A 19,893-nucleotide genomic window follows, 5' to 3' on the forward strand; every position below is an offset into this window, starting at 1 on the left:
TGTTAAGTGAGAAAAGTATGCAATCAATTCCGATGACAGTTCGTGGCGCAGATTTACTGCGCAAAGAGCTTAACGAATTAAAAACAGTTACCCGTCCAAAAATTATCGCCGACATTGCTGTTGCGCGTGAACACGGTGACTTAAAAGAAAACGCTGAGTACCACGCTGCACGTGAGCAACAGGGTTTTTGTGAAGGTCGTATTCAAGAAATTGAAGCGAAGCTTTCAAATGTTCAGATAATCGACGTAACTAAAATGCCAAATACGGGCAAAGTTATTTTTGGCACCACAGTAACTATAGTAAATGTAGATACTGATGCTGAAGTAAAATACCGTATTGTAGGCGATGATGAAGCAGATATTAAAAACAACTTAATTTCTGTTAACTCACCGATTGCACGTGGCTTAATTGGTAAACAAATGGACGACGCAGTGTCTATTGAAACGCCAAAAGGTATCGTTGAGTACGAAATCATTGAAGTTGAGTATCTTTAACGCATAACTCACTTTAACGTTTTAAATAAAAACCGATGTAATTACATCGGTTTTTTTATGCCTTAAATAAATCACTATACTGATAAGAGTGTTCATATTGCATAAAGAGTAAGCATGATGATATAGGTACATAATCACTTCATTAAAAGGAACACTCAATGGCTAATATACTTTACCCAGCGCCTTTGAAAGTAGGATCACAAATAGCAATTTGCTCGCTTTCATCAGGTCTTAAAGAAAAATACCATGCTCGATTAGACATTGTTATAAATGGACTAAAACAACGAGGGTATGATGTTGTTGAAGGGGAGTTTTTACGTCAAAACAAACCACGTGAACAGCTTAACGCAAAAGCGCATGCTCAGCAGCTAATGGTTTTTTTACTTGATGATGAAATAGATGCGATTATGCCGCCGATGGGTGGTGAGCTGGCAATGGAGATACTGCCACTACTTGATTTTAACGCCATTAAAGAAGCAAAGCCTAAGTGGTTAGTTGGTTTTTCTGATGTGAGTACTATTGCATGTGCATTAACAGCTAAGTGCCAATGGGCAACCCTTCACAGCGCTAATCTTATGCAGTTACACCCAGATGAAAAAAATCCGTATAGCTTACAAATATTTGAAACTCTGACCTACGAAGCCGGTAGTAAATTTGAGCAAGGTCCTTCTTCTTTATATCAAAAAAATAAGCCTGATTACGCGCAAAACCCGAACGAATTACTCAGCCCGAGTGAGCCCACAAATTGGCAATGTTTAAACTACACAGATAAACGTACCATAGAAATGTCTGGTCGGTTATTTGGTGGGTGTTTAGATACCGTAGGTTTATTGCTTGACTCGCCATTTTTAGCGCTGCATGAGTTTAAGAAGCACAGCGCACCTGAAGGACTTATTCTATACCTTGAAAACTCAGAGCTTACACCGACAACCGTTGCACGATTTTTACTGTCATTAAAATTAGCGGGCATATTTGACGACATCAATGGTTTGATTTTAGGGCGAAGTGAAATTACACAAAGTCATTACGATGCCTTTGATTATCGCCATGCGTTAGATGTAGCGCTAGGTGGGTGTTTATTTCCTGTAATTATTGATGCGGATATAGGGCACGTTCAACCTAACTTAAATTTGGTCAATGGTGCTACCTGTACGCTAGTTGCTGATATAAACGAAGGTATAGTAGATCGCGCATCGTTAAATATCCAACTTTCGTAGTTTTTATTGTATTTAGTTTTGAAAAACAAATAAATACAAGCGTATAATATGCCTACAGTAAGTGCTAATGCTTACTGTAAATTCTCAGGGCGGGGTGAAATTCCCCACCGGCGGTATGTTTAATGTTTTTTATGACTTAAACGAGCCCGCGAGCGCTTTATTTAACCTATTTTAGGTTAAGTAAAGGTCAAGCAGATCTGGTGAGATGCCAGAGCCGACGGTTACAGTCCGGATGAAAGAGAATATGGCTTATTATACTAAAACCAATTTTATTAAAGGCATGATCGTTGTATCGCGTTAAGTGAGCTATTTTCTTTGCGCTATAATTTAGTCACTAATTTAATGTTATTGGTATAACAGTGTGCGCTGCATTTTGCTGCGTGCTTTTTGTTATTTTATTTAAGCTATTTTGGTAGTGATTGCTTTAAATTTAAGTGATGTATTACTGATCCTTTCACAGTCCTGAATCTATTATTTTTATTTGGAATATAATGATGATTCAGTCTCTACTTACTCAATTCGGCGAAAGCCATACCCGCGTACAAAGCGCCATCACTGCACTACAGCAAGGCCAAGGCGTACTTGTTGTTGATGATGAAAACCGTGAAAATGAAGGCGACTTTGTTTTTTCAGCTGAGCACCTAACGACTTCTCAAATGGCCGAAATGATTCGCGAAGGCAGCGGCATTGTTTGCTTATGCATGGGGGAGGAGCGCATTAAACAGCTCGACTTACCGCAAATGGTAACCCACAACACAAGTCAAAATAACACCGCTTATACAGTCACTATTGAAGCTAAGCATGGCGTTACAACAGGCGTGTCTGCTGCTGATAGAGTAACTACTATAAAAGCAGCGACAGACGATAACGCCAAACCAAGTGATTTATCGCGCCCAGGGCATGTGTTTGGTTTAAAAGCACAAACGGGTGGCGTATTAGTGCGTCGCGGCCATACCGAAGCATCCGTTGATTTAATGCGACTTGCCGGCTTAAAACCATTTGGCGTAATTTGCGAACTGACAAATCCAGATGGTTCAATGGCGCGCTTACCTGAGGTGAGTGATTATGCTAATAAACATAATATGACCGTGGTTTCTATTGAAGATTTAGTGCAATACATTCAGGCTGCACAGCGCAAAGTAAGTTAAACTGCTTTAAAGCAAAAAAACCACTTATTTACATAAGTGGTTTTTTAATATTGTTATCATTTAAGTTTATAACGTATTACTTATAAAACCTGAATAACTTGCTCTTTTGCTAAGCGAGATTTAGGCAGTTTGGCATTATAATCTTTAGAGTCATCATGGTAGCCAAGCACTAAAGCTACATCACAAATATAGCCATCCAGCTCTTTTTCAAAGATTTCACCAATAAGTTCAGCGTCTACGCCTTCCATTGGGGTTGAATCAATACCTAAACGTGCTGCTGCATGCATGGTGTTACCTAGCGCAATGTAAGTTTGTGCTTTAGTCCATGTTGCATTGTTACCTTGCTCATCGGTATTCATATCAACAAATGCATAAGCACCAAAAGCTTGTTCGCGATTTTCTGCTTTAGTACGGCCATTTTTAATATCTGCATCAATAACTTGTGCGTAGTCATCGCGGGTATATTTAGGATTGTGAGCGAATAATATTATATGCGAAGCTGTTTTAATATGTGGCTGGTTAAACGCAAATTTATTAGCAAATGTACTATGCATACGCTCTTTAGCCTCATCTGATTCAATTACGATGAATTTCCAAGGCTGCGAGTTAATAGATGATGGAGATAGGCGCATAGCTTCGTAAATAACGGCTAAATCGTCTTGAGATACACGTTTCGTTGCATCGTAACGTTTTGCTGTGTAACGCTTTTCTAAGTCATTAATAATAGGGTGAGTCATTAGTTTCTCCATTGAGTAGGTGTTTTACCAGTATTTACTATGTTGAGTCAGTTTTAGTAAAAACAAACCCTTTTAAAAATTTATTACAAAAATAATATCGTGTTTTTAAATCACTCTACTTATTTAGTTCAATTGATATCTACGTAAAGTAAGGCCTATCAATATAGCTAGGTACGGATAGTAGTGGGTTATTACAATATGATAAACAGGTATATGGTTGAATCATTATCAAATATTATTAGGTAATAGTTTCTTTAATAAATATAAATACAGCCATAGCCACCCAAAATATTGGCTGAAGACACCAATTACATTGGTGCCTTCAATTAATTCAGGCTGCGCGTGTTTAGTATTTATGGAATTAAAAACCTTCCAACACTATTTTGCCAATAGAGCGACCTTCTTCAAGTTCTGCGTGTGCAATACGCAGGTTAGCCGCATTTATAATGCCTAAATTTTTACCAATCGTTGTTTGAATATGGCCCTGATCAATTAACTCAGCAACATGATTTAGTAACTTGCTTTGCTCAATTAAATCTTTGGCATTAAACATTGAGCGGGCAAACATAAATTCCCAATGTAGCGATAAGCTCTTCATTTTTAATTTACTCACATCTAATGACTCAGGATCGTCAATCATTGCAATTTTACCAAATGGTGCAAGTACCTCCGTATACGCTTCAAAGTAAGTATCAGTACTGTGCAGACTTGCTACATGTGTTACCGATCCAATGTTTAATGCGTCAATTTGAGCCGGTAATGGTTTTGTATGATCAACAACATAATCTGCGCCTAGTTTTTTAACCCATGCTTGTGAGCTTTCACGCGATGCAGTGGCAATCACTGTTGCACCAGTAATCGCTTTAGCAAGCTGGATAAAAATAGAACCAACGCCGCCTGCGGCACCTGTTACTAAAATAACTTCGTCTGAATTTGTTTTTGCATCAGCTGCTTGTTTTACAATGTTTAAATGCTCAAATAATAATTCGTACGCTGTTATTGCAGTAAGTGGTAATGCAGCAGCTTCAGCATCGTTTAAGCTCTGCGGTTTAAATCCTACAATGCGCTCATCCACTAATTGGAATTCTGCATTACTACCTGGGCGAGTAATATCACCTGCGTAATAAACCGCATCACCCGGTTTAAATGCCGTTACAGCTTCACCTGTTGCAACCACTTCACCAACGGCATCCCAACCAATAACTTTTACTTCACCGTTTGTTGGTGGCATATATAGGCGCACTTTATAATCGGCTGGGTTAACTGCAATAGCTTTAACTTTAATTAATAAATCGCGACCTGTTGCAACTGGCTGTGGTAATTCAACATCAATTAACGATTCAGGATTAGAAACAGGAAGAGATTTTTTATAACCAATGGCTTTCATAATAAGTGTCCTAATTTGTTTACATATAAGGTGCAAGCCATGCTTTGGCTAGCTGATGGATATATAGTAGACCTTGCTTTAATATAGATAAACCGCATAATTGTTGAATCATTATCAAATAAAAATAGATAATATGAACATAGAAGATTTAAAACTTATTTTAAAAGTAGCTGAGTTTAGAAGTATTACGCTCGCAGCTGCTAAGTTAGATATGCGTACAGCCACAGCAAGCGCTGCTATTAAACGTGTTGAGGCAGCCCTTGGTAGTGAGCTATTTGTTCGTACAACACGTCATTTAAGGTTATCGGCTGCTGGGGAGCGCTACATACCACAATGTGAGCAGGCTTTAGCTGTACTTGAGCTTGCAAAGCAAAATCTAAAAGGTGAGCATGACGAAATTGAAGGGGAGTTGCGCGTTGCCCTTTCATCTGACTTAGGCCGTAACTTAGTGATCCCATGGATTGATGAACTCATGGACACTTATCCAAAGCTAAGTTTAAGAACGCATATAAGTGATAGTAATATCGACTTTTACCGTGACTCAGTTGATATAGCGCTTCGTTATGGCTCGCCTAATGATGCTAGCGTTTATGGATTCAAAATTTGTAACGTACCGCGCTTGTTATGTGCAACTGACGAATATCTCTTACAAAACGGAACTCCCGTGCATCCTGATGATTTAGCATCGCATCAAGGTTTGTTTTATCAGTTGCAGGATATTATAAATAATACGTGGGAATTCACCGATGGTGAGTCAAAATATAAAGTTAAAATGAATGGCAGACGCGCCTCAAACGATGGCGATTTAGTAAGGCGCTGGTGCGTTGCGGGTAAAGGCTTGGCTGTTAAGTCAGCTCTTGATATGGCCGACGATTTACTCAATGACAGGGTGGTTACTGTAATGCAAGATTATCAACATGTTAATGGTGAACTTTGGCTTATTTGCCCAAGTAGGCGGTCAATAACTCCTGCGGTGCGTTTACTACGTGATGTATGCAGGGCAAAATCCCAAGCTATTTTGCAGCAGTTGGTCAATAAAGGCATTATTGATAAAAGCGTATTAAAGGATTAATACGCAATCAGATCAACTTAGCTTTTTATTAAAAAACTCAACGGTACGTTGCCATGCAAGCTCGGCATTGTCTTTATCATATCGACCTGTCGAGTCGTTATGAAATCCATGATTTGCCCCTTTATACATATGCATAGTGTATTCAACATTATTAGCTTTTAAATCTTGTTCGTAGTGTGGCCACGACGCGTTTACACGTTTATCCAGCTCGCCTAATTGAATCATTAACGGCGCTTTAATATTTTTACGCAAACTTTCACTGGCAGGAGTGCCGTAAAAAGGCACCCCGGCGCTGATTAAATTACTATCTACTGCCGCTAAATAATTAACAATGTAGCCACCAAAACAAAAACCGACAGCGCCTAACTTACCGTTGCTGTTAGCATGCGATTTTAAAAAGTGTGCTGCGGCTACAAAATCGTTTTGAATTTTAGCGCGATCCATGGTTTTTTGCATAGCGCGTCCTTCATCATCATTGCCAGGGTAGCCACCCAGTGGAAATAGCGCATCGGGTGCAAATGCAATAAAGCCTACCTTCGCTAAGCGTCTTGCTACATCCTTTACGTATGGGTTTAATCCACGGTTTTCGTGTACCACGAGTACAACAGGGAGCTTACCTTCTATGTTTTTAGGGGTTGCTAAGTAACCTTTGCCTTTACCGTGCCCGTCTGGCGAATCGAATTCTTCGTACGTTGCTTTAATATCATCGTCATTAAACGACACTTGTTCAGCCAATGCGTAATTAGGTAATAATGCTGATGTAAGTACAGCCATCGAAAAGCCAAGAGCAGCAAGGCCACCGAGTTTTTTCATAAAAGTACGTCGGTCCATTAAACCGTGGGCGTACTCGTCATACCAATCAAAGGCTTCTTGAGGAATGTGATCAGAGGGGGATGTATTCATGGCTGCTCCTTAACTTTATTATGTCTATTTATTATTTAAATACCATAACGTATTAGGGATAAAAAACGAGCAGTATCTCTCTCAATTATTAGGATTGTTAATAAATCCTGCTTGTTAAACAATGGGTAGTAGAGACAGTATTAGCAAATAGGTGAATATCATTTTTAAGCTAAAAATAAAAAGCTCGGCATAATATGCCGAGCTTTTTTGGTTGGGATATTACTTAATTTAGCTATTTGTAGGTGCTGGTTGGGCATCTACTAGTGGCGGCTTGCCACGCATTTTACGAACTAATCGTTTAGCATCTTCTAGTGCAACATACTGGCACGGTATAAGTATCAGTGTAATTACTGTGGCAAATAACACACCAAAAGCAAGTGATACAGCCATCGGGATAACAATTTTAGCTTGTAAACTCGTTTCAAAAATAATTGGCATTACACCAATAAAGGTAGTGATTGAGGTGAGTAGTATTGCTCTAAAGCGACGAGCACCGGCTTGTACTACAGCATCTTTAATTGCAACACCTTCGGCGCGGGCTTTGTTTACAAAATCAACCATAACGAGGGAATCATTTACGACCACACCCGCTACAGCAATTATGCCAAACATAGATAAGCTGCTCATAGTCATGCCTAAAATCATATGCCCAAACATCGCGCCAACTACACCAAACGGAATAACCGACATTATAATAAGTGGCTGTGAGTAAGAGCGAAGCGGAATGGCTAACAAGGCAAATATAATCATCATTGATATACCAAAATCACGAAGCTGCTCTGAAGCGCTATCCATTTCTTCTTGAATGCGCCCAGCTACATCACTTGTAACGCCAGGGTAGCTTTTAAGTAATGTTGGTAAGTATTCATCACGAATTTCTTCTGCAATTGCAAATGGTTCGGCTTGGTCGGTATTTACCGCAGCCCATACGTTTACAGTACGTTTAGAGTTTTCGCGGCGAATACGGTTTACACCGTCAACCAGTTTAACTTCGGCTATTTCGCTAAGTGGTACTTCAGCGCCTGTAGGCGTAATAATACGCACACTTGCGATGTCACTTATTGAATTACGTTCGTCTTCAGGGTAGCGAATCATGACTTTAATTTCTTCGCCTTCACGCAATATTCGCTGCGCTTCTAAGCCGTAGTAACTAAAGCTAACTTGCGATGCGACATCAGCAAGCGTTAAACCCATGCTGTAAGCGAGTGGTTTTAAATCAAGTTGCACTTCGTCGGTAGCGCTTTGCATTGAATCGTTTACGTCGCCAACGCCTTCCATTGTTTGTAATTTGGCTTTTAATTTACCAGCCACTTCTTTTAGCTCGTCAGCATTTTTGCCTTCAAGTTTAAAGCTAACGTCACCATCATCTCGACCGCCATTCATTATACTGTCTTGAATGGTCATGGTTTTAATGCCTGGTAGGGCGGGCATTTGCTCACGCCATAATGCACTTAGGGCAAAGGTATCGATAGGGCGTAAGTCAGGCTCTACCAAAATGGCCATAATATTTGCTTGCGTTCGGCCACGTAGACTTACTGATAAATCGCGGATCATCGGTTTACCGTATTGCTCTTGTAGTTGCTGATCGACCTTTAATAACACGCTTTCTATTTTACGCGCTGTTTCAAGCGTTGCTTGCTCAGATGAAGCAAGGTTCATTTCGATATCAATACGCGGAAAGTCGTGCGGTATTTTAGGGTTTGGTACAAACTTAACTAAACCACCTGCGAACATACCTGCGCTTACAATAAGCAAACACATAAAGCCGACAATCACTGTATAGCGATAATGAATACAGCGGCTAACAAAAGGAAGGTAGTAGTTATTCACAAAGCCTTTTAAGCTGCTATCAATCACCATACGTAAGCGATGTAATAGATTTTTAGGGTTTGGTTTACGTGGATTCATTGCTGCAATATGCGCAGGTAAAATTAGTTTTGATTCAATGAGTGAAAAAATCAAACATAAAATAATAACGCCCCCAATGGCTTTAGAAAAAGCAGCACCAGGGCCGGTTGCGAGTGTTTGTGGTAAAAATGCCGCAATAGTCGTTAGTACACCAAAGGTCGCTGGCATCGCAACACGTTTAACACCGCGTACTACGTTATCAAGTGTGTGGCCGTATTTTTCTATTTCGGCACTGGCTGACTCGCCCACAACTATGGCGTCATCAACAACAATCCCGAGTACAAGTATAAAGGCAAAAAGAGAGGCTAGGTTAATTGTTACATCTAAAAAGCCAATAGGCATAAACAAAAAGGCGCCCAGAAAAGACACCGGTAAGCCCATCATTACCCAAAATGCTAAGCGTAGCGGTAAAAATAGTGCCAGCACTATCATTACTAACAAGCCACCCCAAATCATGTTATCGACCATCATATCGAGTCGACCTTCAAGGTAGTAAGTTAAATCAACAATAGGAGAGAGCTTAACGCCTGCAGGTAAAAGTGGCTCTTTAGTTGCCATGTAGCTTTTAAGGACTTTTGCTACATCGGTAATGTCTTGATCTTTTGATGCGTTTACTTCAAACGAGAGTGAATTTTTACCATTGTATTTTGAATATTGTAGACCTTCTTCAAAGCCATCATTAATAGTTGCTACATCGCCTAAATAAATTTGTGCGCCATCAGCAAGGGTAATAAGTGGCAGTTTTTCAAACTCAAAACCACGGTAGGCTTGTTTTTCAACACGCATCGAAATATAACCATTTTCAGAGCGTATTTGCCCCGCCGACATATTTGCCGAAAAGTTTTGCACCGCGCCTGCAATATCTCTAAATGTTAAGCCATATTCGCGCAGTTTATCGGGGCTGACTTCTATACCAATTTCGTATTCTAAGCCGCCGTTAAAATTAACAAGATTCACGTGAGGCAGTGCTTGTAGCTCGTCTTTTATATCGTTGCCAAGCTCTTTTAACTGGTAATTACTCATGTCGCCGTAAAGCGCGAGTATCATTACTTCTTGTTCAAACTTATCGCGGCGCACAACAGGGCGCTCCATCCCCGCAGGAAAGGTGTTTATTGAATCAACTTGTACTTTAATTTCATCAAGTACTTCTTGTGGATTGTATTGTTCTTCTATTTCAATCCAGGCTTGTGAAAAACCACGGTTAGAGTAAGTAATTAGGCGTTTAATGCCTTCAATACCTTCGAGGTTTTCTTCAACCTTTATGGTTATGCCTTCTTCAACCTCTTGCGGGGCAGCCCCTGGGTAAACTGCTTGTACGCTTATCCAGTTACTTTCAAACTGTGGGAACATCTGTTTGCGAATGGTCATCGCCATTAAAATACCGCCCACTAATATAAATATCATTAGTAGGTTGGCTGCAACGGGATTTCGGGCAAACCATGCTATTAACCCTGTTTCACGAGTGTTCATGATTATTCCTCTTTCAGCGCAAGTTGAGTTACATCAGTTTTATCAGGCGCAATATCTTCAACTTTTACTGCCATACCTTCAGTTGGGTATTCAAGCGCTGAGGTAACAATTTGCTCGCCATTTTTTAACCCTTGGCTGGCTATAATCATGCCGTTTTGTTCGCGTATAATATTGAGAGTTTTAAACGACAATGTTAAATCGTCATTTAAAATTACAATTTTATTATCTTTAACTAAGTGGTGCGCAACAATAATTGCGTTATCAAGTGGGCGACCTTCAATGGTAGCGTTAATGTACGAACCAAAACGAAGAGGGCGTGTTTTATCGCCATAAGGTGTTGCAAGTTGTGCAACCAAGTAGCTCATACGGCTTGTTTGATCAACCACACCTTCGGTGCGAATTACTTTGGCCTGCCACATTGTTTGCTTACCCGCGTATTCTGCGTTAAATGTAACATTTGAGCCTACGCCGCCATTTTTTAAATATTGCAGTTCTTGATCGGCAACCGGTAAACGTACCTCTGCAACTGAGGTTGCACTCAATGCACCAAAACTATTACCTGGGTTTACTACTGACCCCAAGCTAATTGTGCGCTCATTAATAATGGCATCATAAGGGGCTTTAATATAAGTACGTTCAAGATTGCGGCTAGCACGCTTAACACTTGCTTGAGCAGAGCGGTAACGCGCTAATTTTTCTGCCAGCTGTGGTTTTCGTAAATAAAGTTCTGATGCAATAGCGTCGCTTGAGTCTGACTTAATACGCTCCCACTCAGCTTTTGCTACATGTGCTTGTGCGCGTTCTATTTCAAGTGCAGAGCTTGCTTGTGCTAAACCTGCTTGCGCTTCAATAAAGTCTGCCTCGTAATCATTTGCATCAATTCGTGCTAAAATATCGCCTTGCTTTACAAACGCGCCTTCAACAAATTGATCTGATACCGAAATAACTTGCCCGCTAACTTGTGCTATCAGCTCGGTACGGTCCTTTGGTTTAACAATGCCGTACGATTTAACATCGAGCGTTATAGAATCTAAAAGTACGCTTTGTGTTGCTACTAAAGGACGTAAATCTTGCTCTGGCTTTTCTTCAGGTGGCTGTTTCATCATCTTAAAGGCTATAGCTAGCGCAATGCCGCCTGCTAAAACAGCGATTGGGAGTATTATTTGTTTTGTAGTAGCCACAAGGCATTCCTTCATAATTGGTGGTGACAGAGCAATAATACGCAATAAAGTGTTTACAAGCTGTTTTAAGATGTAACAAAGCATTACATATGTGTGTTACAACTCGCTATGCGACTAATTAAGTTCCTAAAAAGAAATTAAAGTAAGTGTTTTTTATTCAGAGGAAATTATGAAAACCGAATCGATGAATTGCAGGCTAGGCTGCGGCGCATGTTGTATTGCGCCAAGTATTAGTTCGCCTATTCCAGGTATGCCAAATGGTAAAAAAGCCGGAGAGCGCTGTATTCAGCTGGACGAACGTAATTTATGTAAGTTATTTGGTGATGAAAGTCGGCCTAAAGTGTGTAGCGATTTTAGCGCCACGTTTGATGTGTGCGGGTCAACAAATGCACAAGCTCTAGCGCTTATTACAGAGCTCGAAGAGCTCACTTAGTGAGCTATTAAAATACACATATATTTACACTTATTTATTACTGTGTATTTATTTTAAGTAATTAAAAGCTGCGCTTTTCACGCGAGCAAGCTCTGCGTCTACCGCCAAAGTGTAGGTTTGTGTCTGTTTTTGCAGACGTAAAGCTTGCTTACGTAACGGGCATTGCCCGTCAATAAGGTTCACAAAGACGGTAAAAGTCGCTGGACTCTAAATAATTAAAAGCTGCGCTTTTCACGCGAGCAAGCTCTGCGTCTACTGCCAAAGTGGAGGTTTGTGTCTGTTTTTGTAGACGTAAAGCTTGCTTACGTAACGGGCATTGCCTGTCAATAAGGTTCATAAAGACGGTAAAAGTCGCTGGACTCTAAATAATTAAAAGCTGCGCTTTTCACGCGAGCAAGCTCTGCGTCTACCGCCAAAGTGTAGGTTTGTGTCTGTTTTGTAGACGTGAAGCTTGCTTACGTTACGGGCATTGCCTGTTAATAAGGTTCACAAAGACGGTAAAAGTCGCTGGACTCTAAATAATTAAAAGCTGCGCTTTTCACGCGAGCAAGCTCTGCGTCTACTGCCAAAGTGGAGGTTTGTGTCTGTTTTTGCAGACGTAAAGCTTGCTTACGTAACGGGCATTGCCTGTCAATAAGGTTCACAAAGACGGTAAAAGTCGCTGGACTCTAAATAATTAAAAGCTGCACTTTTCACGCGAGCAAGCTCTACGTCTACCGCCAAGGTGTAGGTTTGTGTCTGTTTTGTAGACGTGAAGCTTGCTTACGTTACGGGCATTGCCCGTCAATAAGGTTCACAAAGACGGTAAAAGTCGCTGGACTCTAAATAATTAAAAGCTGCGCTTTTCACGCGAGCAAGCTCTACGTCTACCGCCAAGGTGTAGGTTTGTGGTTGTTTTGTAGACGTGAAGCTTGCTTACGTTAATGGTTACCAACTATACGTTGCGCTTAACGTATATTGCTCACCGCGCCCAGGTGTACCTGGTATTTCTTCAAACGACTCATCCCATAAGTTATCTGCTGCTAAGGTGATAAATAAATTACTCAACTGTGGCGGCGTTATTTTAAGCGTTAGCTGGGTAAATAACGCGTTGTCATTGCCGTTTCTAAGTGTATTTTTGTGTTGTGTACGCCATTCGTTATCTATTCTAAATTCTAAAATATCAGTTGGGTTGTAAACAGCGCCAAGTGTTAAACGGTGATCAGGAAAGTTTAACGCGTAAAAACTGGCATCAATATCGGCTGCGCCGTAGTTTTCTGATTTATGTAAATAGGTGTAGCTTGCTATAAGTTTTGCTGTATCAAAGTGCTTAGTCGCTAAAAATTCAACCCCTGCAGTATCAATATCAACTGGGTTTGCAAAGCGCGCTGAAGTTGAATCAAAATTAAAGGTCCAATCGGTTAAGTTATTATCTTTTCGATAAAAAATAGCCGAGTTTAACTGCCAGCTTTGTTCTTCAAGTAATAAACCTAGCTCCAAGTTTGATGTGGTTTCGCGCTCAAGGTTGTAGTTACTTCTAAATAACCCGCCTGAATCACTGCCGCCAATGGCTGTGTAGCCTGCAACTTGACTCGCCTGCGCGTATGATAAGTAAAGAGTTTGCGCTGTGCCGTCACTATTTTGGGTGTTTAAGGTTATGTCACCAATAGCTGATACTTCAGCATCATCACGATTTGTATCGTCATAGGCTGCGCCTAAACGAAAGGTAAGTTGTTTATTATCCTCAAGCGCCATTTTGTATTCAGGCAATACGCTTAATTTATAATACTTACGAGAGGTAAAGTTGTTTTCAAGTGTGGTTGATTCAATCGAGTCATCAATAAATTGTGCAGAGTAATTTATTGCCAGTGCATCACTTTGTGCATGACGACCCGAAAGTCCAAGCGATTTAACTTCACTTTTATGAAAAGCTTCAAATGCACTAGGATTTTCGCGCGAGTAAATATAGTGATCGTCATGGGTACGATAATAAGAAGATACTTCAAAGTTGCTGTTACCAGCGTAGTTTTGCTTGTGATTAAGTATCCAAAGACGGGTTTCTAAATCTTCAGTTTCGTTAACGCCAAAAGGGGTGTACAAGTTAGGCCAGCCAAAAAACTTATCTTGTGAGCCAAAAAATAAATCTGTTTGGCTGTGCTCGCTAGCTAATTGAACGCGACCCGCTGCACGCGAAAAGTCATGATCGCCATTATCAATGGTGCCATCACTTTGCGAATGAGAATACTCACCTTCAAAGCCCAGAGTATAGTTAGCTAAACTATCAAGTTGTGTGTTTTTAGCAGCGTGAATACTTTGCAGATTAAAGTCGTTTGTACCAGTACCAAGGGATACACTACCGCCAGTAATAATCGGTTTCCAACCAAATGAAACCGTACCTACAGAGCTATTCATACCGTAAAGTGCGTTATCGGCACCGGTTAAAACATCTGGGCCGCTTAGCATTTGCGGTGCAATGGGGATTTCAGCAAAATAATGACCAGATTGCGGGTCAAGCAGGGTAGCGCTTCCTACTCTAAAACCGGTGTTTTCGAAAATACCGCCGCGTATAGTTACATCAGCCTGCGCCTCAGCCATATTACGCGATTGAAGGTCAACACGAGGGTCATATTCTAAATTAGAAATAGGCGAGTCGAATGTACCTACTGGCAACTTATTTGCAGTGGGTGAGGCCTCAACCGTTATTTTCTCGATTGCCGACTCATCAGATAGCGTATTAGCATTAGCAAATGCAGTAACGCTGCATAATATTGCAGGTATTATAAGGTGTGGTGTGCGATTCATGTGTTTCTCATCATTTTTTATTTGTAGCTGCGGTTACAATTAATTTCAAAGCTTATATTTGAGCATGATAAAATAACTAAATGTAACAGCAGTCATTTTGTGCGCGATTGTACATTAATTTGTTAATAACTGCATTTGATAACCATTTACGTAATACCGACTTTATTAAAAACATGGTCATTCTATCGTATTAAATAGCGCACTCACTGCGTTAAAAATTATTTATATAGAACAACTATATGTCATAATTTTCGCCTTGTTATTGCGCTATTTTCTTGGCGCTATAATAGAACACTATTTTAATGCAATCGGTATAATTACTTATTAGGTAACATTTATAATGGATACTAAAGAATATAATACTATTTACTTTGCTGGTGGCTGCCTGTGGGGCGTACAAGAATTTTTAAAGCACTTACCAGGCGTAATAAGTACTGAAGCAGGGCGCGCTAATGGTACAAGCAGAACCACTGACGGCGAATACGATGGTTATGCCGAATGCGTAAAGGTCATTTTTGATCCAAAAGCGGTTAGCTTAAACGAGCTATTTGGCTTCTTTTTTGAAATTATTGACCCGTATAGCATTAATAAACAAGGGGATGACGTAGGCCCTAAATATCGCACTGCCATTTATAGCAAAAGCCAAGACCATTTAAAGGTTGCTAGCAATTATATAAGCCAGCGAAGTGATGCTGATAAAATTGTGGTAGGGGTAGAGTTGCTAACTAACTACGTTCTAAGCGATCCTGAGCATCAAGACCGCTTAACTAATCATCCTGATGATTACTGTCATATACCGCTTGAGTTATTGCATAAGTATAAATCGTAAATTTAACGCGGTGTTTTTGTAGACGTGCAGCTTGCTGACGTGACGAGCGCAGCTCGTAATTTAAGGTTGAATATAGCGTTAGGTAAAGGTAAGTGATTAGAAGCTATCGCTTCTCGCGCAAGCAAGCTTAGCGCCTACAGATAAGATAAAGCTTATCGTTTACAGGTAAAGATTAATCGGTGTTTTTGTAGACGTGCAGCTTGCTGACGTGACGAGCGTAGCTCGTAATTACTTTATTTTAAAAGTCACAAAAATACACACCTACAAAAAAGCTCACGTACTGTGAGCTTTTTCAAAACTAACTTATAGCTAATTTTAACTTACTGCTGCTTTTGCGGCGGGAAGTTACTTAAAATTTCGCTCACTGTTTTATTAATTGATGCTTCACGTTGCTCTGGCGATTGATTTTTCTTTAATCGACCTTCTTTTGCGCCGCGCCATACTAGCTGGTTAGATTCACGGTCTACAATATCAATAATCAGTGTGCCCACTTCGTATTCACGCGCGGTTGTATCACGTTGAAAACCAGTACCCCAATAACCCCAATGCGGGCGGTAGTTTACATTAAATGTATCTACTTCAAGCTCTTTATCAACCGATGCATGATAATTAACAAGTACATCAGCATTTGCTGCATCAACTAATCTCATACCTAGTGTTTGGCTCAGCTCAGCGTTAACGGCAGTGCGAACACGTTTTTCCATTAGGCCATTAATTTGATAGTTATTTGTGTCTTTAGTTAGGCTGGCGTTTTCTACCCAAGCAAATGTTTTAAAATTACTAAAGTTAGCTGATTTATCGTAATCCCAATCTGGGGTTTGTGTACAGGCTGTAAGAAGTGCTAGCGCTGCAACAATAAGTATATTTTTCATTACGTTTGCTCCAATAAAATGCATTAATTTAAAATAACACATATTGTTTGAATGTGTATTATTTAAACGTCCTAAATATTAGTCTAAACAAGAGGGCTGAACGACTAATTAACCTATGTTAATTAGTCGTTGTTTATTAGCTAATGTTCAACTTCAATCCAATCTTTTTCATCCACCCAGTTTTGTGCACCGTCTTTTACCGAGCGAATCGGCACAATGTAGTCACAACTTATTTGTGGCTTAACTGAGGCAAATATAGGCACAAAACCAAAGCTTAGTGCGGTTTCTATAATCGCTTTTTGATTTTGTGGGTCAATGTCGGCCGCTTCATCTATATAAATTGGTATACGGTATAGGTTTTGTTCCTGATCGCTTAATAAGTAACGAATAAACAACATGCCACATAATAACTTAATCGTAATACGTGTGCCGTTTGAACCCGCCGAATCTATTTTTTCAAAGTGTTCGGTTTCACCTGCGCGGTTAACCACTTCAAATCGAATATCAAATAAATCGGTAAGTGTTAAACCCGCTTTATCTGATGCGAGTTTAATTAAGTGATCTTTCGCTTCGTTTACCGCACTTTCGCTGTAAGGTTCTTGGCTAAGTAAATCAAGCGTGTCACCTTGCTCAAACTGATGCGACGTACTGATAATGGTATCTATACTATCAACCAGCATTTTGCGCGGTATTACGTTAATTTTAAACGCTTGCAGGTTTGAAATACGGTGCTGGCTTATGCCTTTATTAAAGCTATTCATTTCGCGACGAAGGCGGTCTAAATCTTCTCGCAAGCCTTTAATAGTTGCGGCCACTTCGGTAAGTGCAACACGCGCTTGGCGTTCAACAGCATCGCGTTCGTTATCAATATTATGAAAGGCGCTTATTAGCTTTTGGTATTTAGTATATTCGTCGTTTTCGTTGTCGAATTTAGTAATACCCGCGTTATATACATGCAAATAGGTGTTACGCACGTTTATGTCAAAATTACGCAGCTCTTGGCAGTCTTTATTAAAGTGATGAACAAGGTCGCTTAAATTATCAAAGTCGACCGTAATATCAATCATGTACGGGGTTACTTTACCGCTGTATAAATCAAGCGTGTGGTCAATTCGCTCGCTTTTAACTTGGCGTAAGCGCTCAGTTTGGCGATTAATTTGCTCTTGTTTCGATTTAATTAACGAGCGACGATCGGCAATTGAGCCACTATTTTTTTGAATATCTTGCAGGTAGTCGTCAACTTGTTCGCGCTCAGCTAATAACTGCTCTTTTAGCATGGCTTGCGCTTCAACCGACTGCTGCATTATATCAAACTGCTCTAAGCGTTTTAGCGCGTTCTCTGCGCTCATAAGCTCATCGTATAACGCGTCTTTCTCTTTTTGCTTGTCGGCAACGTTTGCTGCAACATCGCGCTGTTGCTTAAACTCTTTAAGTGAATGCTCAAGAGCATTTAACTGAGCGGTTAATTGCTCTTTGTTTTCGCCGCTTTGCATTTGCACAGGCGAGAGCTTTTTAAGCTTAATGCTCGCACCTGGTAGCGTTAATACGCCGCCTTTAACGTTTTCACTTAATAGCGATAAAAACTCACCAAAGGCGACTTCGTCATCAATGGTTATATCGCCATTAGTGGTGGTCGCAAACGAGAGAATATCAGGATTTAAAATCCGCGATATTTCTTCTACTTCTTTTAACGAGAGGTCTTCGCGCATGCGGGTAAACAAATTAAACTCAAGATTTTTAAGTTGCAGCTTTAAGCTTTTAATTTGTTTTTGTGTTTCGCTAATGCGGTAGTCAAGCGTGTGTAGGCTTTGCCCTTGTGCGCTGGTTATAGAGTGCGAAAGCGACTCGTAATCTTGCTTTAACTGAGTCAGGCTGGTTTTAAGCGTGGCTTTATTTACTAGTTCAAACTCGCTTTTAAGCGCATCGTAATCTAAAAACCATTGCTCAATTTGAGTTTGTCTGCGCTCTATATCACGCGATTGCTGTACGTATAGGCTTTGTTTTTGCTCAAACTCGTGTTTTTCGTGCTCTATATCTTCAAGGGCTATGGCAAGCTCAGAGAGTTGCGATTCTTGATAGGTATCAAAATCAATCAGTGCTTGGTCAATTTTAGGTGCGTATGCGGCTAATTTACCTTTAAGCACGGTTTGGTTTTCAAGCATTGATTCAAGCGCGGCTATTGGCTCTTGCATTGACTCAAGGGCTTTTAATTCGCGTTTTGAGCGATTTACTTTATCAAACGAGCGACGCCATACTTCATAAAAGTCGACTTTAGAGTTCGACATATGGCGTTCAAACACGCGTAGCATAAAGCGTTTTACGTCGCTTGCGCCTAATTTGTGTAAGTTAAGAATACGTCTAAATATTTCTTTATAAATAGAGGAGTCTTGCACATTATTAAGCGGGATCATTTTTAAGTTAATGTCGCCGTCAAATGGGGTTGCGCCGCCAGTCAATAGCGCGTTTAACTCTTGTGCTTTTAACTCAATAGGGTTGTAGTTAAGCGATTTTAAATGGTTGAACAGCTTGGTAAATTTAATAATAGTTTTACCTTGCGTATACTGCTCTAAATCAAGCTTTCCTTGATAACAAAAGTACTGATGCGCGTAACCGGCAATTTTACCAAGTCCCGCAACGCCTATTACTACCGAGCCATGAGGCAAGTTAGCTTCTAGTAAAATGTACGACTGATCGGATGAAAAATAAAACTTACGGGTTTCATCTAAATCGTGTCCGTCCCATTCTGTTAAGCGTAAATCGTTAATAAGCGGGAACTGCAGGGCGTTAATAACCGAGCTTTTACCTGTGTTATTGGGCGCGCAAATAGAGCTGCTTTTATCAAGCGGGATCACACATTTTGCATAGCCTGCGGTGTTAAGTAGGGCGAGTTTACTTAGTCCGTATAGATTTTTCATTCCTCGTCCTCTGTTAAATAGGTTTCTTCGTTTACTTCCATGAGTGCATCTATGTAGCGGTGAATTGGCGCTTGTAGCATAAAGCCGCCTTCTACTTCACGGGCTAAACCTAAGCGCACCATGCGCAGGTAAACGTCTTTACGCAAATCAGATCCCGAAAATATCTCAAGCTGATCAAACAAATGTTTGTTAATTTGCACCAGCGTTTGCATAAGCTCTAAATCGTTTACGTCGTCAAACAATGCGCGCATTGGGTCTTTACCCGTATTGGCGTAGTGCTCAATTAAAATGTAAATGGTGAGCGCGATAGCGCGAGATATTTTGCCCATATTGGGTGTGCTTTCATCGCTACCAAAATAATAAAAGCCACGGCTATCGTGTTTTAAATCGTTACCTAGGGCGGTAAATAGGGCGGTGTAGTCTTCTATGTGTTGGTCAAGCTCTTGCCACATTACGTTGTCTTGCTCGCAAATGTGATAACCCGCTACTAATTTTTTATTAATGGCTTGTAGATGAGTTAGCTCGTCTAAGTTTATGTGTGTCATG

At 40.4% G+C, this 19,893-nt stretch carries 15 protein-coding genes and 1 riboswitch; of the genes, 6 read left to right on the top strand and 9 right to left on the bottom strand.

Annotation, left to right across the window (positions count from 1 at the left end; genetic code table 11):
* Positions 1 to 17 precede the first annotated feature (17 nt).
* The 3 genes from greA (at position 18) to ribB (ending at position 2,859) form a co-directional block, all read left to right on the top strand.
* Positions 18 to 494 (top strand): transcription elongation factor GreA, encoded by a 477-nt coding sequence (gene greA / locus DC53_RS15820; RefSeq protein WP_007375825.1) that lies wholly within the window; start codon positions 18 to 20, stop codon positions 492 to 494.
* Between the two features lie 158 nt (positions 495 to 652).
* Positions 653 to 1,711 carry a S66 family peptidase gene (locus DC53_RS15815; protein WP_033028726.1) on the top strand — a complete coding sequence of 353 codons (1,059 nt, stop codon included), beginning with the start codon at positions 653 to 655 and terminating at the stop codon, positions 1,709 to 1,711.
* A gap of 76 nt (positions 1,712 to 1,787) precedes the next feature.
* A riboswitch (FMN riboswitch) is annotated at positions 1,788 to 1,959 on the top strand.
* A gap of 246 nt (positions 1,960 to 2,205) precedes the next feature.
* A complete protein-coding gene (gene ribB / locus DC53_RS15810) occupies positions 2,206 to 2,859 on the top strand; it encodes a 3,4-dihydroxy-2-butanone-4-phosphate synthase (protein ID WP_033028727.1) in 654 nt (217 codons plus the stop codon).
* Positions 2,860 to 2,939: 80 nt separating this feature from the next.
* Here ribB and DC53_RS15805 read toward each other — a convergent pair whose 3' ends face one another.
* Together DC53_RS15805 and DC53_RS15800 are read right to left on the bottom strand one after the other, a co-directional pair.
* Positions 2,940 to 3,596 (bottom strand): nitroreductase family protein, encoded by a 657-nt coding sequence (locus DC53_RS15805; protein WP_033028728.1) that lies wholly within the window; start codon positions 3,594 to 3,596, stop codon positions 2,940 to 2,942.
* A gap of 361 nt (positions 3,597 to 3,957) precedes the next feature.
* A complete protein-coding gene (locus tag DC53_RS15800; RefSeq protein ID WP_033028729.1) occupies positions 3,958 to 4,983 on the bottom strand; it encodes a zinc-binding alcohol dehydrogenase family protein in 1,026 nt (341 codons plus the stop codon).
* Between the two features lie 133 nt (positions 4,984 to 5,116).
* On the opposite strand from DC53_RS15800, the gene DC53_RS15795 reads away from it, so the two are divergent.
* Entirely contained in the window at positions 5,117 to 6,055 is a 939-nt protein-coding gene (locus DC53_RS15795; RefSeq protein ID WP_033028730.1) for a LysR family transcriptional regulator, read from the top strand.
* Positions 6,056 to 6,067: 12 nt separating this feature from the next.
* Here DC53_RS15795 and DC53_RS15790 read toward each other — a convergent pair whose 3' ends face one another.
* The 3 genes from DC53_RS15790 to DC53_RS15780 form a co-directional block, all read right to left on the bottom strand.
* Positions 6,068 to 6,958, bottom strand: a complete 891-nt coding sequence (locus DC53_RS15790) for a dienelactone hydrolase family protein (RefSeq protein ID WP_033028731.1) — start codon at positions 6,956 to 6,958, stop codon at positions 6,068 to 6,070.
* A 228-nt stretch (positions 6,959 to 7,186) separates the two neighbouring features.
* Positions 7,187 to 10,336, bottom strand: coding sequence for an efflux RND transporter permease subunit (locus DC53_RS15785; protein WP_033028732.1), 3,150 nt, complete (start codon positions 10,334 to 10,336; stop codon positions 7,187 to 7,189).
* A gap of 2 nt (positions 10,337 to 10,338) precedes the next feature.
* Positions 10,339 to 11,517 carry an efflux RND transporter periplasmic adaptor subunit gene (locus DC53_RS15780; RefSeq protein ID WP_033028733.1) on the bottom strand — a complete coding sequence of 393 codons (1,179 nt, stop codon included), beginning with the start codon at positions 11,515 to 11,517 and terminating at the stop codon, positions 10,339 to 10,341.
* 169 nt (positions 11,518 to 11,686) lie between these two features.
* On the opposite strand from DC53_RS15780, the gene DC53_RS15775 reads away from it, so the two are divergent.
* Complete coding sequence (locus tag DC53_RS15775; protein WP_008134548.1) at positions 11,687 to 11,950, top strand: YkgJ family cysteine cluster protein; 264 nt, start codon at positions 11,687 to 11,689, stop codon at positions 11,948 to 11,950.
* Positions 11,951 to 12,877: 927 nt separating this feature from the next.
* On the opposite strand, the gene DC53_RS15770 is transcribed toward DC53_RS15775, so the two are convergent.
* Complete coding sequence (locus tag DC53_RS15770) at positions 12,878 to 14,731, bottom strand: TonB-dependent receptor plug domain-containing protein (protein WP_033028734.1); 1,854 nt, start codon at positions 14,729 to 14,731, stop codon at positions 12,878 to 12,880.
* Between the two features lie 340 nt (positions 14,732 to 15,071).
* On the opposite strand from DC53_RS15770, the gene DC53_RS15765 reads away from it, so the two are divergent.
* Positions 15,072 to 15,560: a peptide-methionine (S)-S-oxide reductase gene (locus DC53_RS15765; RefSeq protein ID WP_033028735.1), complete on the top strand. Its 489-nt coding sequence runs from the start codon at positions 15,072 to 15,074 to the stop codon at positions 15,558 to 15,560.
* 320 nt (positions 15,561 to 15,880) lie between these two features.
* Here DC53_RS15765 and DC53_RS15760 read toward each other — a convergent pair whose 3' ends face one another.
* The 3 genes from DC53_RS15760 to DC53_RS15750 form a co-directional block, all read right to left on the bottom strand.
* Positions 15,881 to 16,432 (bottom strand): DUF4136 domain-containing protein, encoded by a 552-nt coding sequence (locus tag DC53_RS15760; protein ID WP_007375807.1) that lies wholly within the window; start codon positions 16,430 to 16,432, stop codon positions 15,881 to 15,883.
* Positions 16,433 to 16,572: 140 nt separating this feature from the next.
* On the bottom strand, positions 16,573 to 19,347 hold the full coding sequence (locus DC53_RS15755; RefSeq protein WP_033028736.1) for an Mks condensin complex protein MksF: 2,775 nt from the start codon (positions 19,345 to 19,347) through the stop codon (positions 16,573 to 16,575).
* Positions 19,344 to 19,892 carry a condensin complex protein MksE gene (locus DC53_RS15750; RefSeq protein WP_033028737.1) on the bottom strand — a complete coding sequence of 183 codons (549 nt, stop codon included), beginning with the start codon at positions 19,890 to 19,892 and terminating at the stop codon, positions 19,344 to 19,346. Before DC53_RS15750 ends, DC53_RS15755 begins: the two co-directional genes overlap by 4 nt.
* Between the last annotated feature and the right edge of the window lies 1 nt (position 19,893).

The sequence above is a fragment of the Pseudoalteromonas fuliginea genome (assembly GCF_000690055.1).
GTDB lineage: Bacteria > Pseudomonadota > Gammaproteobacteria > Enterobacterales > Alteromonadaceae > Pseudoalteromonas > Pseudoalteromonas fuliginea.